This window comes from Chryseobacterium sp., from assembly GCF_022712095.1.
In the GTDB taxonomy this organism is placed as follows: domain Bacteria; phylum Bacteroidota; class Bacteroidia; order Flavobacteriales; family Weeksellaceae; genus Chryseobacterium.
The window spans coordinates 1-16,743 of the sequence record NZ_JALAHD010000316.1; the positions used below are offsets into that span (position 1 = coordinate 1).

The window sequence follows — 16,743 nt, forward strand, 5'->3', positions numbered from 1 at the left end:
GAGTATGAAAAAATTATTTATTTGGTTTCCTATTTTACTGTTTTTTACAGTTGTATGTGTAGGATCTCAAGCCCATAAGGAAATAGGGGCTCATACTTCTTCTTTACATTTACAAGATCAGTTATTTCAAAAAGCAGATCATCACTTTCCAATCGGATTTGATGTTTTATCAGACAGTCCGGATGAGCTGACGCTTGATGATCTCGATAAAGTGAAATTTGATGCGGGGGCTGTTGTGGAACAATGGATCTCTTACTTTTTTACAGTCCATTATTTTTCTTTTCTGCCTGTAGTTGTTCATCATCAGCCTTATAATAAGGTTCCTAAGTATATTCTGTATCATTCGTTACAGATTTCTAACCTTTAATTATTTTCCAGTCCGACAAGATGCTAGACATCCGTAGTATTTACGGATAAGGAGTTCTGTGTCCGGATTTTCATTTTTTTCGATGCTGAATTTGCCTTTTTCTGAAGGCAGACAAGATAACGCATGTCCAATTAAAATTTAACACATATGCATTTAACCCCAAGAGAAACAGAGAAGCTCATGCTTTATATGGCAGGTGAGCTGGCTCTGAAAAGAAAGGCCCGTGGTCTGAAATTAAATTATCCCGAAGCTGTGGCACTCATCAGTCATTTCTTACTGGAAGGCGCAAGAGATGGTAAAAAAGTAGCTGAACTTATGCAGGAAGGTGCTCAGATTCTTACTAAAGATGATGTAATGCCCGGAGTGGCGGATATGATTCATGATGTGCAGATCGAGGCTACATTTCCTGATGGAACCAAGCTGGTAACCGTACACAATCCAATACGTTAACCTTATACACTATGATACCAGGAGAAATTTTTGTAAAAGAAGGGACTATTAGCTGCAATGAAGGCAGAAATACCGTAACCTTAAAAGTTATCAATACAGGTGACCGTCCCATTCAGGTAGGTTCCCATTTTCATTTTTTTGAAGTTAATAAGGCAATGAGCTTTGAGCGTGAAAAAGCATTCGGTAAACGATTGAATATTGTAGCCAGTACTGCGGTACGTTTTGAACCGGGAGAAGAAAAAGAAGTGGAACTTGTTGAAATAGGAGGAAGTAAAAAAGCAATGGGCTTTAATAATCTTGTTGACGGATCGGTAGATTCAGAAGCTCAGAAAGAAGCAAGTCTTACGAAAGCGAACCAATTAAATTTTAAAAATCTGTAATATGAGCTTACCAGTAGACAGAAAACAATACGCTAATATATTAGGCCCTACCACAGGGGACAGAATCAGATTAGGAGATACCGAGCTGATCATTGAAATAGAAAAAGACTTTACCCATTATGGGGATGAAGCAGTGTTTGGAGGAGGAAAAACCGTTCGTGACGGAATGGGGCAGAATGTAACTGCAAAAAGAGATGAAGGAGTACTTGATCTTTGTATTACCGGCGCTACAATCATTGATCACTGGGGAATTGTAAAGGCGGATATCGGTATTAAGGATGGAAAGATCATTGGCATCGGTAAAGCCGGAAACCCTGAAACGATGGATGGAGTAACATCCGGTATGATTATCGGGGCTTCTACGGAAGTACATGGTGGAAAAGGATATATTATAACAGCCGGAGGAATCGATACCCATATTCATTATATATGTCCGCAGCAGATTGAAACCTCTTTATACAGTGGAATAACGACAATGATAGGAGGTGGAACAGGTCCTAATGACGGAACCAATGCCACCACATGTACACCCGGGAAATTCAATATGCAGAAAATGTTGGAAGCTGCAGAAGAATATCCGATGAATTTAGGATTCTTCGGAAAAGGAAACTGTTCTGCTGAAGGACCTATTGAAGAGCAGGTGGAAGCCGGAGCTTTAGGAGTAAAAATACATGAAGACTGGGGAGCGACTCCGGCAGTAATAGATGCAGCTTTAAAAGTAGCAGATAAATATGACGTTCAGGTGGCTATCCATACCGATACTCTGAATGAAGGAGGTTTTCTTGAAGATACGATGAGAGCGATCAACGGTAGAGTTATTCATACCTTCCATACCGAAGGAGCAGGAGGAGGACATGCACCGGATATCATTAAAGCGGCAATGTATCCTAATGTGCTGCCTGCTTCCACCAACCCTACACGTCCCTATACGGTTAATACCATTGACGAGCATTTGGATATGTTGATGGTATGTCATCACCTAAGCAAAGATATTCCTGAAGATGTGGCCTTTGCAGATTCCAGAATTCGTCCGGAAACCATAGCTGCAGAAGATATTTTACATGATATAGGAGTATTCAGTATTATGAGTTCCGATTCACAGGCGATGGGAAGGCCGGGAGAAGTGATTACCAGAACATGGCAGACGGCCAGTAAAATGAAAGATCAGCGAGGACAGCTGCAGGAAGATGAAAATACTGAGAATGATAACTTCAGAGTAAAACGTTATGTAGCTAAATATACGATTAATCCTGCTATTGCTCATGGGATTTCTCATTATATAGGTTCTGTAGAAAAAGGGAAAATGGCAGATCTTGTGATCTGGAAACCTGCATTATTTGGAGTAAAACCGGAAATGATCGTAAAAGGAGGATTCGTTATCGCCAGTAAAATGGGTGACCCGAATGCTTCTATTCCGACTCCTCAGCCTGTTATTTACAGAAATATGTTCGGAGCTCATGGTCGTGCCAAGTATGGAACCTGTGCTACTTTTGTTTCTCAAGTGTCTATTGACAATGGAACGATAGCTGAATACAAGCTGGAAAAAATGATTCTTCCGGTGAAGAACTGCAGAAATATTTCCAAAGCAGATCTTATCCATAACAATAAAACTCCTGTAATAGAAGTGAACCCCGAAAACTATAAAGTGACAGTAGATGGTGAACATATTACATGTGAACCGGCAGAAAAACTTCCGTTAACTCAACTCTACTATTTATTCTAATGAGAATTCAGGCTCCGGTGAGAGCCGGAGTCTTTTCATAAAACAATACAAACATGAAATATTTTAAAAAAGCTGCCTGTATGGCTATGGTAGCCGGGGTAGGTCTGTGCTCAACTTCACTGAAAGCCCAGTTTTTAGGAGGCTTGAGAATAAAAGCTGATGAGCCGGGACCCAAAGGACAGTGGATGATATATGGCTCATTTGATTATTCAAAAACCAATACGCCTTACCATACAAGCAGCTCTGTAGGAACAGATGCTGTAGCAGGTGTACCCCTCGGGATCGGTTACTTTATCAATAATAATGATGTAATAGGAGTGAATTATGCCTACGCTCAGGATGTTTCAGATGGACATACCGTTTATAAGCAAAACGAAACAGGAGTGTGGTATAGCCCTTCTGTATCATTGGGAAAATATTTTGCGCTGATAGGGCAGGTAGATGCCCATTATGTCTGGGGACAAAAGGAGTCTGAAGTCTCAGGCTCTATGGAGAATTTTAATGGATTCCGTTTACGTGCTTACCCCATATTTGCCATATTTCTTGGAGGAGGCTGGGCTTTGAAATTCAAATTTGCCGAGCTTTCCATGTTACAGACTAAAGTGAAAAATGAAGGATGGACTAAAAATTATGTAGCAGGTTTGAGCGGTTCAACCTTGGGAGTGGGAATTTCTAAAAACTTTGACTTCAGAAAAAAATCGCAGCCATGATTATTCACGAAACAATAGGAAACATTTCAAAAAGAAATGTAAAAGAAAAAGTAATAGACTACCTGGATTTGGAATGGTTTGAAACCACCAAAAGAATTCAGCGTAAAAAAACAAGAGGCGGGCTTGATATTGCCATTAAATTTTTAAGGGAAGGGCAGCGCCTGAGGGAAGGAGATATTCTTTTGGAAGTCGGAGATCAGCTTGTTGTTGTAAATATTCTGGAAACCGAAGCAATAGTGATCAGTCCGAAATCTCTGTTGGAAATGGGAACAGTTTGTTATGAGATCGGGAATAAACATATTCCGCTTTTTATTCAGGAGAATCAGGTCTTACTGCCTTTTGAAATGCCAATGTACAGATGGCTTGAAGCGAGCGGATATGCTCCGGAGGCAAAATCTGTAAAACTGCTGAATCTACTGAAATCCAATGTTGAACCTCATGGACACGGAAGTCTGGGCTCTACGATATTCAATAAAATTTTAAAAATGGCAGCTCCTAAAGATGAATAATACAATGAATTTTTTAGCCAGTTTATTACACCTGGCGGATCCAACCTTACCCATTGGAGGATATACCCATTCCAACGGTCTCGAGACCTATGTTCAAAAAAGGATTGTTCATAATGTGGAAACAGCCAGAGAATTTGTAAAGAATATGCTGACATTTAATCTTAAATATAATGACGGTTCTTTTGTGAAACTGGCATACGAAGCTGCACAAGTCGAAAATTTACAGACTATACTGGATCTTGATCAGGAGTGTAATGCCTTAAAATGTCCCAGGGAAATCCGTCAGGCAAGCCAAAAGCTGGGATTACGCCTTATTAAAATTTTCAAAAGATATCGGCATTTATCTTTTATGGATTCGTATGAAGCCTCAGTTAAAAGAAGAGAAGCCAGCTCACACTACAGTATTGTGTTCGGAATATATGCCTGCCTGCTGGAAATTCCTTTATATGAAGCACTCTTTGGGTTTTATTATACTTCTGCGTCAGGAATGATTACCAATGCTGTAAAGCTGGTGCCGCTGGGACAGCTGGATGGTCAGGATGTGTTGTTTAATTTATATCCGGTGATCGAACGTACGGCTTTAGAAACAATCCATCTGGAAAGAGAATATGTAGGACTTTGCAATACATCCTTCGATATCCGCTGTATGCAGCATGAAAGGCTGTACTCACGCTTGTATATGTCTTAATTATCATAAAAAAATCAATTTAAAATCTTTAAAAATGGAAAACAGAAAATATATCAAAATAGGAGTGGCAGGACCTGTAGGTTCAGGAAAAACTGCTTTATTGGAACGTTTAAGCAGAAAATTATACGGGAAATATGACCTGGGTGTAATTACCAATGATATTTATACCAAAGAAGATGCAGAATTTATGGCTAAAAACAGCCTGCTTCCCCATGACAGAATCATCGGTGTGGAAACAGGGGGATGTCCTCACACAGCCATTCGTGAAGATGCCAGTATGAATCTTGAAGCGGTAGACGAGCTGGCAGAACGTTTCCCCGATATAGAATTGGTGCTGATCGAAAGTGGAGGAGATAACCTTTCTGCTACTTTCAGTCCTGATTTAGCAGATGTTACGATTTTCATCATTGATGTAGCAGAAGGGGAAAAAATTCCGAGAAAAGGAGGTCCCGGCATTACTAGGTCAGATCTGTTGATTATTAATAAAATAGATTTAGCCCCTCACGTAGGAGCCAGTCTTGAAGTTATGGAAAGAGATGCCCGAAGAATGAGAAATGGAAATCCTTTTGTATTTACCAATCTTAAAACAGAAGAAGGACTGGATAAAGTAATCGGATGGATTAAAAAATATGCCCTGCTGGAAGAATGTGAAGAACCTAATCTTGTAAGATAAATGGATAGCCGCTTACATATCACAGCAGGATATAAAGAAGGAAGCTCCTATGTGAAAGATTTATTCGTATCTCTTCCTTTCCGTGTGGTTTCCGTAGGGCAGCGAAAAAGTGACAATAAATTGTACCAGATGGTCATGAGTTCTTCTCCGGGTATTTTAGATGGAGATCATTATCAGCTGGATATTGATCTGGAAGAAGGTGCTGCTTTACAATTACAGTCACAATCCTATCAAAGGCTTTTTAATATGGAAGGAGAAGCAGTTCAGCAGTTGAATATTTCCTTACAGGATCATACCTCATTTGCCTATGTTCCACATCCGGTTGTTCCGCATGAAAATTCCAGTTTTAAAACCAAAGCTAAAATTCGGATAGGAAAGAACAGCCAGGTGATCATGAGTGAGATTATTACCTGTGGGAGGAAGCATTACGGGGAGCTTTTTAAATTAAGGCGTTTTCAGAACCTTACGGAAATTTTTCATGAAGATAAACTGGTTATAAAAGATAATATCCTGATTCAGCCTGATCTTATTCCTATTAGCAGTATAGGAAATCTTGAGCAGTTTACCCATCAGGGGACACTCATATTTTTTACTACAAAAGATCAGGATATACCGGTTCTCATTGAAATCATATTCACTCTAATGGAATCTTATCAGGAGGAAATGGAAATCGGAATTTCAGAAATGGAAGAAAAAGGTTTTGTTGTTAGGGCACTGGGCTATGGCGGTGAAGTAATGTATAATTTTTTCCTGAAGATACAGGATATCCTTTGGGAGCTTGAATAAAATAATCAATAATGAATACTACAATCTGGGCATTAATCGTAAGTGCCGTTTCTATAAGTTTTATCCATACCGCTTCAGGTCCGGATCATTACCTTCCCTTCATTGTGCTGTCAAAATCAAAACGATGGAGCCGGAGTAAAACTGTTTTTCTAACCATTGCCTGTGGATTCGGGCATGTTCTAAGTTCACTGGTGATCGGGGCAGCTGGTGTTTTTCTCGGATGGCAGCTTAACAAGTTTTCCTGGTTTCAGAATCTCAGGGGTAATATTTCGGGATGGGCACTGCTGATTTTCGGAATCTTTTATCTGATCTATGGTCTTGTTCAGGCTTTAAGGAATAAGCCACATAAACATTTTGATGTAATGGGAGAAGATGTTTACGTATATGAACACAATCACACTGAGGTGGTTATGCCACAAAGCCGTATTAAAGTGACTCCCTTTGTTCTGTTTATGATCTTTGTAATGGGCCCGAGTGAACCGCTTACTCCTCTTCTTTTTTATTCAGGATTAAACAGATCAGTATCTGAAATTCTGGCTCTTGTTATTCCTTTTACTTTAACGACGGTTGCTACAATGTTGGGAATGGTTTTATTGGGAAGATACGGCTATTCAAGTCTTTTCAGTAATGATAAATTGGAAAGATATATAGGAGTTATAAGTGGAGCGGTGGTAACGGTATGCGGAGTAGGAATGGTCTTTTTGGGATGGTAAAATAAAGTAAATATTATGAATAATTTTTTTAAACAAATACCTTTTGTTGACAATATATTAAAAGGAATAGGACAGATCATGCTGCAGGAAAACAGATGGACGGGGCTTCTGTTCCTGATCGGAATTTTTATGGGAAGCTGGCAGTGCGGTATTGCTGTACTTTTGTCTACAGCGGCCGGAACTTTTACTGCCATGAAGCTTAAATATGATAAAGCAGAGGTCAATGCCGGACTTTATGGCTTCAGTGCTGCACTTGTAGGTGTCGCGTTAGCCTTCGTATTTCAGACCACTCTTTTAATATGGATTCTGATCATTGTGGGAGGAGCATTGGCAAGTATTATTCAGCATTTTTTTATACGGAAAAAGATTCCCGCATTTACTTTTCCATTCATCATTATTACATGGATCAGTGTGTTTATACTGCATCATTTTACACTGATCCCGCCTTCTGAAATGATAAGTTCTCATGCAGATTATGTGGACTATGATGATTTTCTGACTTCTATCAATGGTTTTGGAGAAGTAATTTTTCAGGGAGGAGTATTATCCGGAGCTATCTTTTTTATTGCCGTTTTCATTAGTTCACCTGCTGCAGCATTGTACGGATTTGCCGGGTCAATATTGGGTGCTTATCTCTCTCATATGAACGGAGAGCCGATGGAACAGATCCATATGGGGTTATTTGGATTTAATGCAGTGCTTTCCGCCATTGTCTTTTCTGGTTTCAAAAAAACTGACGGATTGTGGGTATTAATAGCAGTGCTTATTACGGTAGGTATTGATGATTTTCTGATCGATAATAATATATTGAGTGAAGTGGGAGGAGTTCTTACTTTTCCTTTTGTAGCAGGAACCTGGGCTACATTGTTTATTCAAAAACTTTTCCCGGGAACCACTAAAAATAAGAAGTAAACAATGAAGAAAAATAAATTAGTAGTTGCTTTTCTTGTGTTGTGTACACATGGAATTATGCAGGCACAAGAGATAAAGGAAAAGCAATTATTTATTAAGGACGCAGATGATAAATTTCCAATCAGTGATGCTTTGATTTTATATAATAATGGTACGGATCATACCCATTCCGGAGCTGATGGCTCCTTTCAGTTGAAGAGTTCATCTTTTCCTGATACTTTGGTAATCAGCCATGACGGATATGATCAGATGAAATGGGTGGTTAGCAGTGGTGATAAGAAAAGCAGGACTGTTTTTCTACAGCATAAACCTTTTCAGATTTCAGAAGTGGCTATTAATCACAGTTCGTTTCTGTCAGCAATTACCAAAGTGGATCTCAATAAATTTCCGGTTAATTCGGCACAGGATTTATTACGTAAAGTACCGGGGTTATTTATTGCACAGCATGCCGGAGGTGGGAAGGCAGAGCAGCTTTTTCTGCGGGGTTTTGATGCCGATCATGGAACTGATGTCAGCGTCAATGTAGATGGGATGCCTGTTAATATTGTTTCTCATGCCCACGGACAAGGATATTCAGATCTGCATTTTATCATTCCTGAAACCGTTAATAATATTGATTTTGGAAAAGGAGCTTATTATATGGATCGGGGTGATTTTGATACGGCAGGATATGTTGATTTTCAGACCTATGACCGTTTGAAAAATAGTATGGTGAAGCTGGAAGGCGGGTCTTTTAACAGTAAAAGGATATTGGGGATGTTTAATATTATTAATGATCCTGTCGGCCGTAAAAATGCTTATGTAGCTACAGAATATAATTATACCGATGGCCCTTTTGATGTCAAACAGAATTTTAACAGAGTCAATATTTTTGGAAAATACAATCAATGGCTGACTGATAATGATTATTTTAATATCCAGTTTTCCACTTTCAATTCCTCCTGGAATGCATCAGGACAGATTCCCGAGCGGGCTGTTAACGAAGGGATTATTGACCGATGGGGAAGTATTGACCCTACAGAAGGCGGAAGTACATCACGCACCAACCTTCAGATGAATTATAAACATATTATTTCTTCGTCTGAACATCTGGATGCCATGGTCTGGTATTCCCATTATAATTTTAACCTGTACTCCGACTTTACTTTTTATCTTAAAGATAAAGATCATGGAGATGAAATTCAGCAGACGGACGGAAGAGATATTTATGGAGCCGAATTTAAATATACCAAGAACTTCTCCCTGTCTAACGGAACGTTAGACTGGATTTCAGGATTGGGATTCAGAAATGATGATATAGGAACTTTACAGCTGAATCATGTGTACCGGAGAGATCTACTTTTGGACAGACTTTCGGATGTGACCGGTGTGGAAACGAATCTTCATGCTTATTCCGGATTGATTTGGAAAACCGGAAAATGGACGATTAATCCCGGATTGAGAATCGATCATTTTATATTTAATCTGCATGATCTTTTAAATGTTGAAGCTCCATCCGGCCCATCATCAGAAGCTACAAGACTAAGCCCGAAACTGAATTTTTCCTATGCTGCTAATGATAAAATGATGTGGTTTCTGAAAACCGGGATGGGATTTCATTCCAATGACATACGGGTGGTTGTACAGGAGAAAAACTCCAAAACATTGCCTTATTCTGTGGGCGGCGACTTGGGAGTAAGGCTTCACCCCTTTAAATCTCTGATTATTACACCGACACTTTGGTATATGTTTTTACAGCAGGAATTTGTATATGTGGGTGATGATGCAGTAGTAGAGCCTTCAGGGAAGTCTCAGCGATATGGTGCCGATCTCGGTATCCGTTTTCAGCCATTGGAAAATATTTACTTGAATGCAGATCTTAATTATTCTCATGCAAGATTTACCGGAGAAGCAAAAGGTGAAGATTATGTTCCGCTTGCCCCGGTAGTTACGAGTACAGGATCTGTCAACTGGGATTTTCTTAATGGATTTTCTCTTGGTCTTCAATACCGTTATCTCGGTTCCCGTCCTGCAGTGGAGGATAACAGTATCAGGACGAAATCTTATTTTGTAAATGATCTTGTTCTTTCTTATAACCGTGCGAAATGGGGAGCTAATATACAGGTGAATAACCTTTTCGATGTAAAATGGAACGAAGCACAATTTGCTACGGAGACCCAGCTACAGAATGAAACAGTGCCTGGGACAGATCTCACTTATACTCCGGGGATTCCTTTCGGAGTGAAAGTAGGAGTGTATTATAAGTTCTGAGATACAATGTACAACTAACTCGATTCATTAAATTTGCAATAACAATTTATCATGGAAGTATTATCCAATTTTCAATATAAAAAGCTTTTTCTCCCAAATATTACTGAGAAAATCTTGGCTAATAATGCTGATATACAGCTTTACAGACTTGAGAATTACCTCAAAGGGATTCTTATGCCTGTGATTCCCTATCGGACGACCTTTAATTTTCTTATTTTTGTAACTAATGGGCATATTAAACAGTATTTGGAAAACAAAGAATACTGCGCTGAAAAAGGAGGGGTGATTCTCATTAAGCAGGGTACCATAACGGCTACACTGGACTTATCAGATGATATAGAAGGTTTTTTTCTCGCTTATGAGAACAGTATTTTATCTGAGCAGGAGCTTCCCAGGCATAAAACCAGTATCTTTTTTATGACTCCTTTTCTGAAATTAGACAGCCTGACCTATAATACGATTAAACAGCTTCTTCCGATCATGGAACAGGAATTATGGCTTAATACCCTTAACGTCAATGATGTGGTTATTACGATGCTTCATCTTATACTGGTGAAAATGCTGACCATGGATTTGAACAGTCATCACAAATCGGCAACACGTCCTATGGAATTATCTCTTCAGTTCCGGGATTTGTTATTTAAATATCATGTAGGGGAAAAACGGGTGGCATTTTATGCGGATAAACTATCGGTGACTGAGAATTATCTTAATAAATGTGTGAAAAATGTAACTCAGAAATCTCCGAAGCAATGGATTAATGAAATGGATGTCAATTATGGTAAAGCACTTTTACACTCAAGTAAAGATATTGCAGAAATAGCCTATGAGCTTAACTTTCATACGGCTTCCCATTTTACACAGCTTTTCAAGAAAATTACGGGAATTACTCCTAAAGAATACAGGATAAAGTTTTTAAGGGATAGAGGTAAAATGGTATATAGGTAAGCTGGGTTTTATATTTTTTCGTTTTCCAGGATTTTCAATACTAATTTTTCTTCCTGTGCAAGTCCGGCTTTTCCATCATTTACTTCAATATCTTCGAGCTCATCCAGATATTTTTTTATTGTATTATTTTCGTAAAGATTAATAACCAAAGGATGTACATAATACTTTTTGCATACATTGCTGGTATTTCCCAGATGTGAAGCTACAATCTCCAGAGCTTCTTTTACTTTCTTTCTGTATTCTGCATTATTTTCTGCATATCCTATTTCTTTGAAAGCAATCAGGGCACTTACTGTTCCGGACCATGTCCTGAAATCTTTAGCAGTAAAATCTTCGCCGCTTATTTCTTTGATGTACTCATTTACCATTCCCGAATCAATGGAATGACGATTTCCTTCATCATCATAATACTGGAAGAGTTCTTTTCCGGGAATATCTTTACATTTCTGAACCAGTCTTGCCAGTTTTTTACTTTTAAGATCGATATGATGCATAATGCCCTTTTTACCTTTAAAAGAGAATTGTATTTTTTGTCCCTGTATTTTTACATGTTTATCCTTTAAAGTGGTAAGCCCGAAAGATCCATATAACTTTTCATAAACATTGTTTCCCACACGGATATTAGTGTGCTGCATAAGGCTTACAACGAGGGCAAGGATTTTTCTTTTTTCAAAATTCCTTAGAGCCAGATCCTTCTCTACCTGAAGTCGCATATCAGGCAGTGCATATCCGAACTGAAGCATTCTGTAAAACTTGGTATGATTTCTCAGGGCACTCCATAAAGGATGATAACGGTATTGTTTTCTCTTTTTAGCATCAAAACCGGTGGCCTGGAGATGTCCGTTTTCAAGAATACAGATCCAGACATTTTCCCATGCTGGAGGAATGACCAGTTTATTGATTCTTGTGATTTCTTCCTTATCTGTAATTTTTTCTCCGTCTTTAAAATAAATATATTTTTTGCCTCTCTTTTTTCTAATGATTCCGGTAGAATCTGCGTCGGAAGTATATATAAGATGTACAGCCTTGGCAGATGCTTCCGGATCATTCATGATCTTAACGATCTTAGAAGGTTTGAGGTGAGAAATGATTTCCCAGTCTGTAGAGTTCATATATATAAAGTGGTTATGAGTTTTTACCCCTCGAAAATAGTAACAGGATAATCACTATTACGGCGATAACTAAAATGATCCCCCACCACATCCCTGCTTTAAATATTGTTTCTATAGCTTCACAGCTGGTCAGAAAAAGTAAACTGATTAGAGCAATACTGAATACGCTTATTTTTTTCATAAATTATATATTTAGGTGTTGGTTATTATACTCTGTGATGATCCGGTCTCCACTTCTGAATGGATCTTTTGATCTGGTCTCCTGAAATGTTTTCATGGAGTGCTTTATACAGAAGTTCTTTAAACTCCTCATCATAGGTGAAGCGCAGCGCTGCTATCTGATCGAATTTCAGTTTTTCCTCTACATCATCCGATCTTTGGCTAAAGATTTCAAAATATCTCTGTTTGAATTCCAGTCTTAGTAGACGATCCTGAAGTCCCAGTGCATAATGCTGCCTCAGCATTATGGCTAAATAGAAGATCAGAAAAATAATAACAGAAAAAAGAATCCAGCTAAGCCGGTTCTCTGAATCATTCCCTACTTGATACAGCCCGACTGCTTCCAAAATGAGTAATAATGGAAGATAAATAAAGTGATGAGGAACATAATATTTCCTGTGATTTTTATAATCCTGCGGTTTCATAGAATATATGATAGCAAGAATCTTTCCAAATCATTATATTTTTGATGAAAGTAATGAGTTTTTTATTTTAATAATAGTTTATTTTAGGGTAAACTTTAAAATAAATTTATTTTAAATGAGGTTTGAATTTAAAAATCAAATTTTTTGTAACTTTCAGTTTTAAAAATTTAAGAATGACTTCAAAGGAAAAAATAGCTGCACTTCGTAAAGAAATGCAGATCAATAATGTTGATGCATTTATCGTATATTCTGCAGATCCCCATATGAGTGAATATTTACCTGAAGAATGGCAGGAACGAGCTTGGTTATCCGGGTTTTTAGGTTCTGCAGGTTTCGTAGTGGTGACTAAAGATAAAGCAGGTTTATGGACAGACGGGAGGTATTTTACCCAGGCGACAGCAGAATTGGCCGGTTCAGGAATCGATTTATTTAAAGAAGGAATTGAAGGAACTCCCAATTATATTGACTGGATTATTTCAGAAATTCCATCAGAAGGAAAAGTAGCAGTAAACGGATTAGCTACTTCCCATGCCAATTGGGAATCACTTTCTCAAAAATTGAATTCAAAAAATATACAGCTTGCCGATCTTCCGTTATTAAAGGAAATCTGGAAAGAAAGAGGTACACCGTCGAAAAATCCGATTTTCGTACATCCCTTGGAAAGAGCCGGAAAATCAGTAACGGATAAGCTTTCGGATATCCGTCAAAAGATGGAAGACCAGGAAGTTTCCGTACATATTATTTCAAGTCTTGATGATGTAGCCTGGACACTGAACCTTCGTGGAAGTGATGTAGAAAGTAATCCTGTGTTTTTAGGATATATCGTTATCACCAAGAATGATGCGGTACTCTTCACCGACCTTGAAAAGCTTGAGGTAGAAGCCAGAAAACAGCTGGATGATGCTTTTGTAAAAATGATGCCGTATGAAGAATTTTTCACCTACTTATCTTCTTTTAAGAATGAAAAAGTTCTGGTCTCACCCAATACCAATCAATCCATTATTGAAGCTTTAAAAGGTAATAATCAGCTTGTAAAAGGAGCGGTTCCCGGGAATTTAATGAAGGCTCAGAAGAATGAAGCTGAGTTGGAGGGTTTCCGAAAAGTGATGGTAAGAGATGGAGTGGCGATGGTAAGATTCCTGTATTGGTTAACCCACAGGGCAGGAAAAGAAGCAATGAATGAATATTCCATAGGAGAGGCATTAAGAGAATTTCGTGCTCAAGGAGAAAACTTTGTGGGAGAAAGTTTTGGGAGTATTATCGGATATAAGGGAAATGGTGCCGTAATCCACTATTCCGCTAAAAGTGAGGGAAGCAAAGAGGTAACGAATGAGGGAAGTATTCTGGTGGATTCCGGAGGCCAGTATCTTGAAGGGACAACGGATATTACCAGAACACTGGCATTAGGAGCTGTTTCAGAAGAATTCAAGAAAAATTCCACTTTGGTTTTACAGGGAATGATCCGTCTGTCTATGGCTAAATTTCCAAAAGGAACAAAAGGGGTTCAGCTGGACGCACTTGCCAGATTGCCTTTATGGATGGAAGGAAAAGACTATAATCACGGAACAGGACACGGAGTGGGAAGCTTTATGAATGTGCATGAAGGTCCTCAGAATATCAGAAAAGATATGAATCCTCAGGAACTTCTTTTGGGAATGGTTTGTTCCAATGAACCCGGTTATTATGTGGTAGATGAGTACGGAATCCGTCATGAAAACCTTATCGTGGTGAAAGAAGCGGAAAAAACTTCATCAGGAACGTTCTATGAATTTGAAACATTAACGTTCTGCCCATTCTTTAAAGATATTATTATAAAAGATATTCTTTCTGAAAAGGAAATTGAATGGTTAAACCAATATCATAAAACCTGTGAAGAAAAGCTGTCGCCTTATCTGGAGGGCGATGTTAAGCAATGGTTCTTAGAATTGGTAAGTCCTCTATAAATTAATCCCTGCAGATTTTCTGCGGGGATTTTTTATATATGCAATCCGTGTTTTTACGGATATTATTTTAGGGCTTTCCCTGAAGGCTGTAAGAGTAATTGAAGGTATTTTTGTATTGTTCAGAATAAAACATCATTCATATCTTCATATATACTTAGTATGTCGTAAAATCATCTCTTGCCCCGGGGTGATTTTACTTTTTTAAGATCGTTATACTCTGATCATAGATAATCTGTATAATTCCTCATCCTTGAAAATAACTGAAAAGACGTAACTTTGCAGTATGAATAACGATACTATCTGTGCACTGGCTACTGCCAATGGAGTAGGAGCTTTAGGAATCATCCGTGTTTCGGGAAATGATGCTTTATCTATTGTTCAGAAATCTTTTCCTGCAAAAAAACTGGAAAAGCAGAAATCCCATACCATCCATTATGGATATTTTATGGATGGGGAAGAAGCAATCGATGAGGTAATGCTTTCCATTTTTCTGGCTCCGAAAAGTTTTACTACTGAAAATTCGGTGGAAATAGCTTTTCACGGTTCTCCGCACATCGGTAAACGTATTCTGGAGACACTAATTAAAAACGGTGCGAGAATGGCGAAAGCAGGAGAGTTTACGCTTCGTGCTTTTATCAATGGAAGAATTGATCTTTCCCAGGCGGAAGCGATTGCTGATGTTATTGCCTCCGAAAATGAAGCTTCCCGAAAAGTAGCTATTAACCAGCTTAAAGGGGGAATCACTAATGAAATATCACTGTTAAGAACCGACTTGCTGAATTTTGTTTCCCTGATCGAACTGGAACTGGATTTTGCAGAAGAAGATGTGGAATTTGCTGATAGAAGTGCTTTAAGCCAGTTATTAAACAAGATAGAATCAAAACTTAATTCTCTTATCGAAAGCTTCCAGTATGGAAATGCGATTAAAAACGGAACCGCGGTTGCCATTATCGGCAAGCCTAATGCGGGAAAATCTACTTTATTGAACGCCTTATTAAAGGAAGAAAGAGCTATTGTAAGTAATATCGCAGGAACGACCAGAGATACCATCGAAGAAATTCTTCATATCAAAGGGCATGCATTTCGGTTAATAGATACAGCAGGACTTCGTGAGACTGTGGATGAGATTGAAGCCATCGGAGTTAAAAAAGCGAAAGAGAAGGTTGAAAATGCCAATATTCTGGTTTATCTTGCAGATGCAGGTACAGAAAATTTTTCAGAGGATGTTGAAATGATTAAATCTTTATTAAGACCAGATTTAAAACTGATTATATGTGCTACTAAAATTGATGAGGTTATTCCTACAAAATACGAATCTGTCGAGAATCTGTTCAGAAAAGAAATCTCTCATGAATTTGATTTTATTACCATTTCCGCGATAGAAAATCAAAATATTCAGGATCTTAAAAATGAATTGTCTTCTTATGTAGAGCAGCTACAATCTGAAGAAAATAATGTAGTGATTACCAATCAGCGCCATTTTGAAGCATTACAGAAGTCCCTCGATGCCGTAAACAAGGTAAAAGAAGCTATTTCTTTCCAGATTTCCACGGAATTGTTGGCATATGAACTTAGAAATGCTCTGGAACATCTTGGAGAAATTTCGGGTGAAGTGACTAATGATGAGGTGCTGGGTAATATTTTTTCTAAGTTTTGTATCGGTAAATAAATTTGTTTTCCTTTACTTTCCTTTGTGTTCTTTTATTTGATTTTCAATTATTTATGTGAATTTTATTTTCCTTTGTAAGAGTTTGTTATTACTTTTGTTACATCTTTTGTACACCTTATAATTGAAAAGTTGTACAAATGTACATCTTTAATATTGCCTAATGAAAATTACTCTAAAACAAAAGATACTTAAAAATGGAATGCTTAGTCTTTATATTGAATATTATAAAGGCTCAACGACTGATTCTTCTGGGAAAAGAATTCATC

At 38.1% G+C, this 16,743-nt stretch carries 18 protein-coding genes; 15 read left to right on the forward strand and 3 right to left on the reverse strand.

What is annotated here, in order from left to right; all coding sequences use genetic code 11:
• The 13 genes from Q0A18_RS15815 to Q0A18_RS15875 form a co-directional block, all read left to right on the forward strand.
• A partial coding sequence (locus Q0A18_RS15815) for a hypothetical protein (protein WP_292011130.1) occupies positions 1-367 on the forward strand: 367 nt, incomplete at its 5' end.
• 147 nt (positions 368-514) lie between these two features.
• Positions 515-817, forward strand: coding sequence for an urease subunit gamma (ureA, locus tag Q0A18_RS15820; protein WP_292011131.1), 303 nt, complete (start codon positions 515-517; stop codon positions 815-817).
• Between the two features lie 11 nt (positions 818-828).
• Positions 829-1,197 carry an urease subunit beta gene (gene ureB, locus Q0A18_RS15825; RefSeq protein ID WP_292011132.1) on the forward strand — a complete coding sequence of 123 codons (369 nt, stop codon included), beginning with the start codon at positions 829-831 and terminating at the stop codon, positions 1,195-1,197.
• A gap of 1 nt (position 1,198) precedes the next feature.
• Entirely contained in the window at positions 1,199-2,920 is a 1,722-nt protein-coding gene (ureC, locus tag Q0A18_RS15830; RefSeq protein ID WP_292011133.1) for an urease subunit alpha, read from the forward strand.
• 53 nt (positions 2,921-2,973) lie between these two features.
• Entirely contained in the window at positions 2,974-3,630 is a 657-nt protein-coding gene (locus Q0A18_RS15835; RefSeq protein ID WP_292011134.1) for a hypothetical protein, read from the forward strand.
• On the forward strand, positions 3,627-4,139 hold the full coding sequence (gene ureE, locus Q0A18_RS15840) for an urease accessory protein UreE (RefSeq protein ID WP_292011135.1): 513 nt from the start codon (positions 3,627-3,629) through the stop codon (positions 4,137-4,139). Before Q0A18_RS15835 ends, ureE begins: the two co-directional genes overlap by 4 nt.
• 4 nt (positions 4,140-4,143) lie before the next feature.
• On the forward strand, positions 4,144-4,827 hold the full coding sequence (locus tag Q0A18_RS15845) for an urease accessory protein UreF (RefSeq protein WP_292011136.1): 684 nt from the start codon (positions 4,144-4,146) through the stop codon (positions 4,825-4,827).
• 34 nt (positions 4,828-4,861) lie between these two features.
• Positions 4,862-5,500 (forward strand): urease accessory protein UreG, encoded by a 639-nt coding sequence (ureG, locus tag Q0A18_RS15850; protein WP_292011137.1) that lies wholly within the window; start codon positions 4,862-4,864, stop codon positions 5,498-5,500.
• Entirely contained in the window at positions 5,501-6,286 is a 786-nt protein-coding gene (locus tag Q0A18_RS15855) for an urease accessory protein UreD (protein ID WP_292011138.1), read from the forward strand.
• An 11-nt stretch (positions 6,287-6,297) separates the two neighbouring features.
• Entirely contained in the window at positions 6,298-6,999 is a 702-nt protein-coding gene (locus tag Q0A18_RS15860) for a hypothetical protein (RefSeq protein WP_292011139.1), read from the forward strand.
• 15 nt (positions 7,000-7,014) lie between these two features.
• On the forward strand, positions 7,015-7,911 hold the full coding sequence (locus tag Q0A18_RS15865) for an urea transporter (protein ID WP_292011140.1): 897 nt from the start codon (positions 7,015-7,017) through the stop codon (positions 7,909-7,911).
• Positions 7,912-7,914: 3 nt separating this feature from the next.
• Positions 7,915-10,161, forward strand: coding sequence for a TonB-dependent receptor plug domain-containing protein (locus tag Q0A18_RS15870; RefSeq protein WP_292011141.1), 2,247 nt, complete (start codon positions 7,915-7,917; stop codon positions 10,159-10,161).
• Between the two features lie 51 nt (positions 10,162-10,212).
• The gene (locus Q0A18_RS15875) at positions 10,213-11,109 is read left to right on the forward strand and encodes a helix-turn-helix domain-containing protein (protein ID WP_292011142.1); all 897 of its coding nucleotides are present in this window, start codon (positions 10,213-10,215) and stop codon (positions 11,107-11,109) included.
• An 8-nt stretch (positions 11,110-11,117) separates the two neighbouring features.
• On the opposite strand, the gene Q0A18_RS15880 is transcribed toward Q0A18_RS15875, so the two are convergent.
• The 3 genes from Q0A18_RS15880 to Q0A18_RS15890 are packed head-to-tail and all read right to left on the reverse strand — an operon-like array spanning position 11,118 to position 12,865.
• On the reverse strand, positions 11,118-12,221 hold the full coding sequence (locus Q0A18_RS15880; RefSeq protein ID WP_292011143.1) for a DNA topoisomerase IB: 1,104 nt from the start codon (positions 12,219-12,221) through the stop codon (positions 11,118-11,120).
• A gap of 13 nt (positions 12,222-12,234) precedes the next feature.
• Positions 12,235-12,402, reverse strand: a complete 168-nt coding sequence (locus Q0A18_RS15885) for a phosphatidate cytidylyltransferase (protein WP_292011144.1) — start codon at positions 12,400-12,402, stop codon at positions 12,235-12,237.
• 25 nt (positions 12,403-12,427) lie between these two features.
• Positions 12,428-12,865, reverse strand: coding sequence for a DUF6526 family protein (locus Q0A18_RS15890; RefSeq protein ID WP_292011145.1), 438 nt, complete (start codon positions 12,863-12,865; stop codon positions 12,428-12,430).
• A gap of 173 nt (positions 12,866-13,038) precedes the next feature.
• On the opposite strand from Q0A18_RS15890, the gene Q0A18_RS15895 reads away from it, so the two are divergent.
• A complete protein-coding gene (locus tag Q0A18_RS15895) occupies positions 13,039-14,808 on the forward strand; it encodes an aminopeptidase P family protein (protein ID WP_292011146.1) in 1,770 nt (589 codons plus the stop codon).
• Positions 14,809-15,091: 283 nt separating this feature from the next.
• Positions 15,092-16,477 carry a tRNA uridine-5-carboxymethylaminomethyl(34) synthesis GTPase MnmE gene (gene mnmE, locus Q0A18_RS15900; protein ID WP_292011147.1) on the forward strand — a complete coding sequence of 462 codons (1,386 nt, stop codon included), beginning with the start codon at positions 15,092-15,094 and terminating at the stop codon, positions 16,475-16,477.
• Positions 16,478-16,743 lie beyond the last annotated feature (266 nt).

Excerpts from the sequence above, each read along its gene's own strand:
- ureC (WP_292011133.1), top strand. The coding sequence starts at position 1,199 with ATGAGCTTACCAGTAGACAGAAAACAATACGCTAATATATTAGGCCCT.
- mnmE (WP_292011147.1), top strand. The coding sequence starts at position 15,092 with ATGAATAACGATACTATCTGTGCACTGGCTACTGCCAATGGAGTAGGA.
- Q0A18_RS15875 (WP_292011142.1), top strand. The coding sequence starts at position 10,213 with ATGGAAGTATTATCCAATTTTCAATATAAAAAGCTTTTTCTCCCAAAT.
- ureE (WP_292011135.1), top strand. The coding sequence starts at position 3,627 with ATGATTATTCACGAAACAATAGGAAACATTTCAAAAAGAAATGTAAAA.
- Q0A18_RS15880 (WP_292011143.1), bottom strand. The coding sequence starts at position 12,221 with ATGAACTCTACAGACTGGGAAATCATTTCTCACCTCAAACCTTCTAAG.
- ureB (WP_292011132.1), top strand. The coding sequence starts at position 829 with ATGATACCAGGAGAAATTTTTGTAAAAGAAGGGACTATTAGCTGCAAT.
- Q0A18_RS15860 (WP_292011139.1), top strand. The coding sequence starts at position 6,298 with ATGAATACTACAATCTGGGCATTAATCGTAAGTGCCGTTTCTATAAGT.
- Q0A18_RS15865 (WP_292011140.1), top strand. The coding sequence starts at position 7,015 with ATGAATAATTTTTTTAAACAAATACCTTTTGTTGACAATATATTAAAA.
- Q0A18_RS15890 (WP_292011145.1), bottom strand. The coding sequence starts at position 12,865 with ATGAAACCGCAGGATTATAAAAATCACAGGAAATATTATGTTCCTCAT.
- ureA (WP_292011131.1), top strand. The coding sequence starts at position 515 with ATGCATTTAACCCCAAGAGAAACAGAGAAGCTCATGCTTTATATGGCA.
- ureG (WP_292011137.1), top strand. The coding sequence starts at position 4,862 with ATGGAAAACAGAAAATATATCAAAATAGGAGTGGCAGGACCTGTAGGT.
- Q0A18_RS15845 (WP_292011136.1), top strand. The coding sequence starts at position 4,144 with ATGAATTTTTTAGCCAGTTTATTACACCTGGCGGATCCAACCTTACCC.
- Q0A18_RS15895 (WP_292011146.1), top strand. The coding sequence starts at position 13,039 with ATGACTTCAAAGGAAAAAATAGCTGCACTTCGTAAAGAAATGCAGATC.
- Q0A18_RS15835 (WP_292011134.1), top strand. The coding sequence starts at position 2,974 with ATGAAATATTTTAAAAAAGCTGCCTGTATGGCTATGGTAGCCGGGGTA.
- Q0A18_RS15885 (WP_292011144.1), bottom strand. The coding sequence starts at position 12,402 with ATGAAAAAAATAAGCGTATTCAGTATTGCTCTAATCAGTTTACTTTTT.
- Q0A18_RS15855 (WP_292011138.1), top strand. The coding sequence starts at position 5,501 with ATGGATAGCCGCTTACATATCACAGCAGGATATAAAGAAGGAAGCTCC.
- Q0A18_RS15870 (WP_292011141.1), top strand. The coding sequence starts at position 7,915 with ATGAAGAAAAATAAATTAGTAGTTGCTTTTCTTGTGTTGTGTACACAT.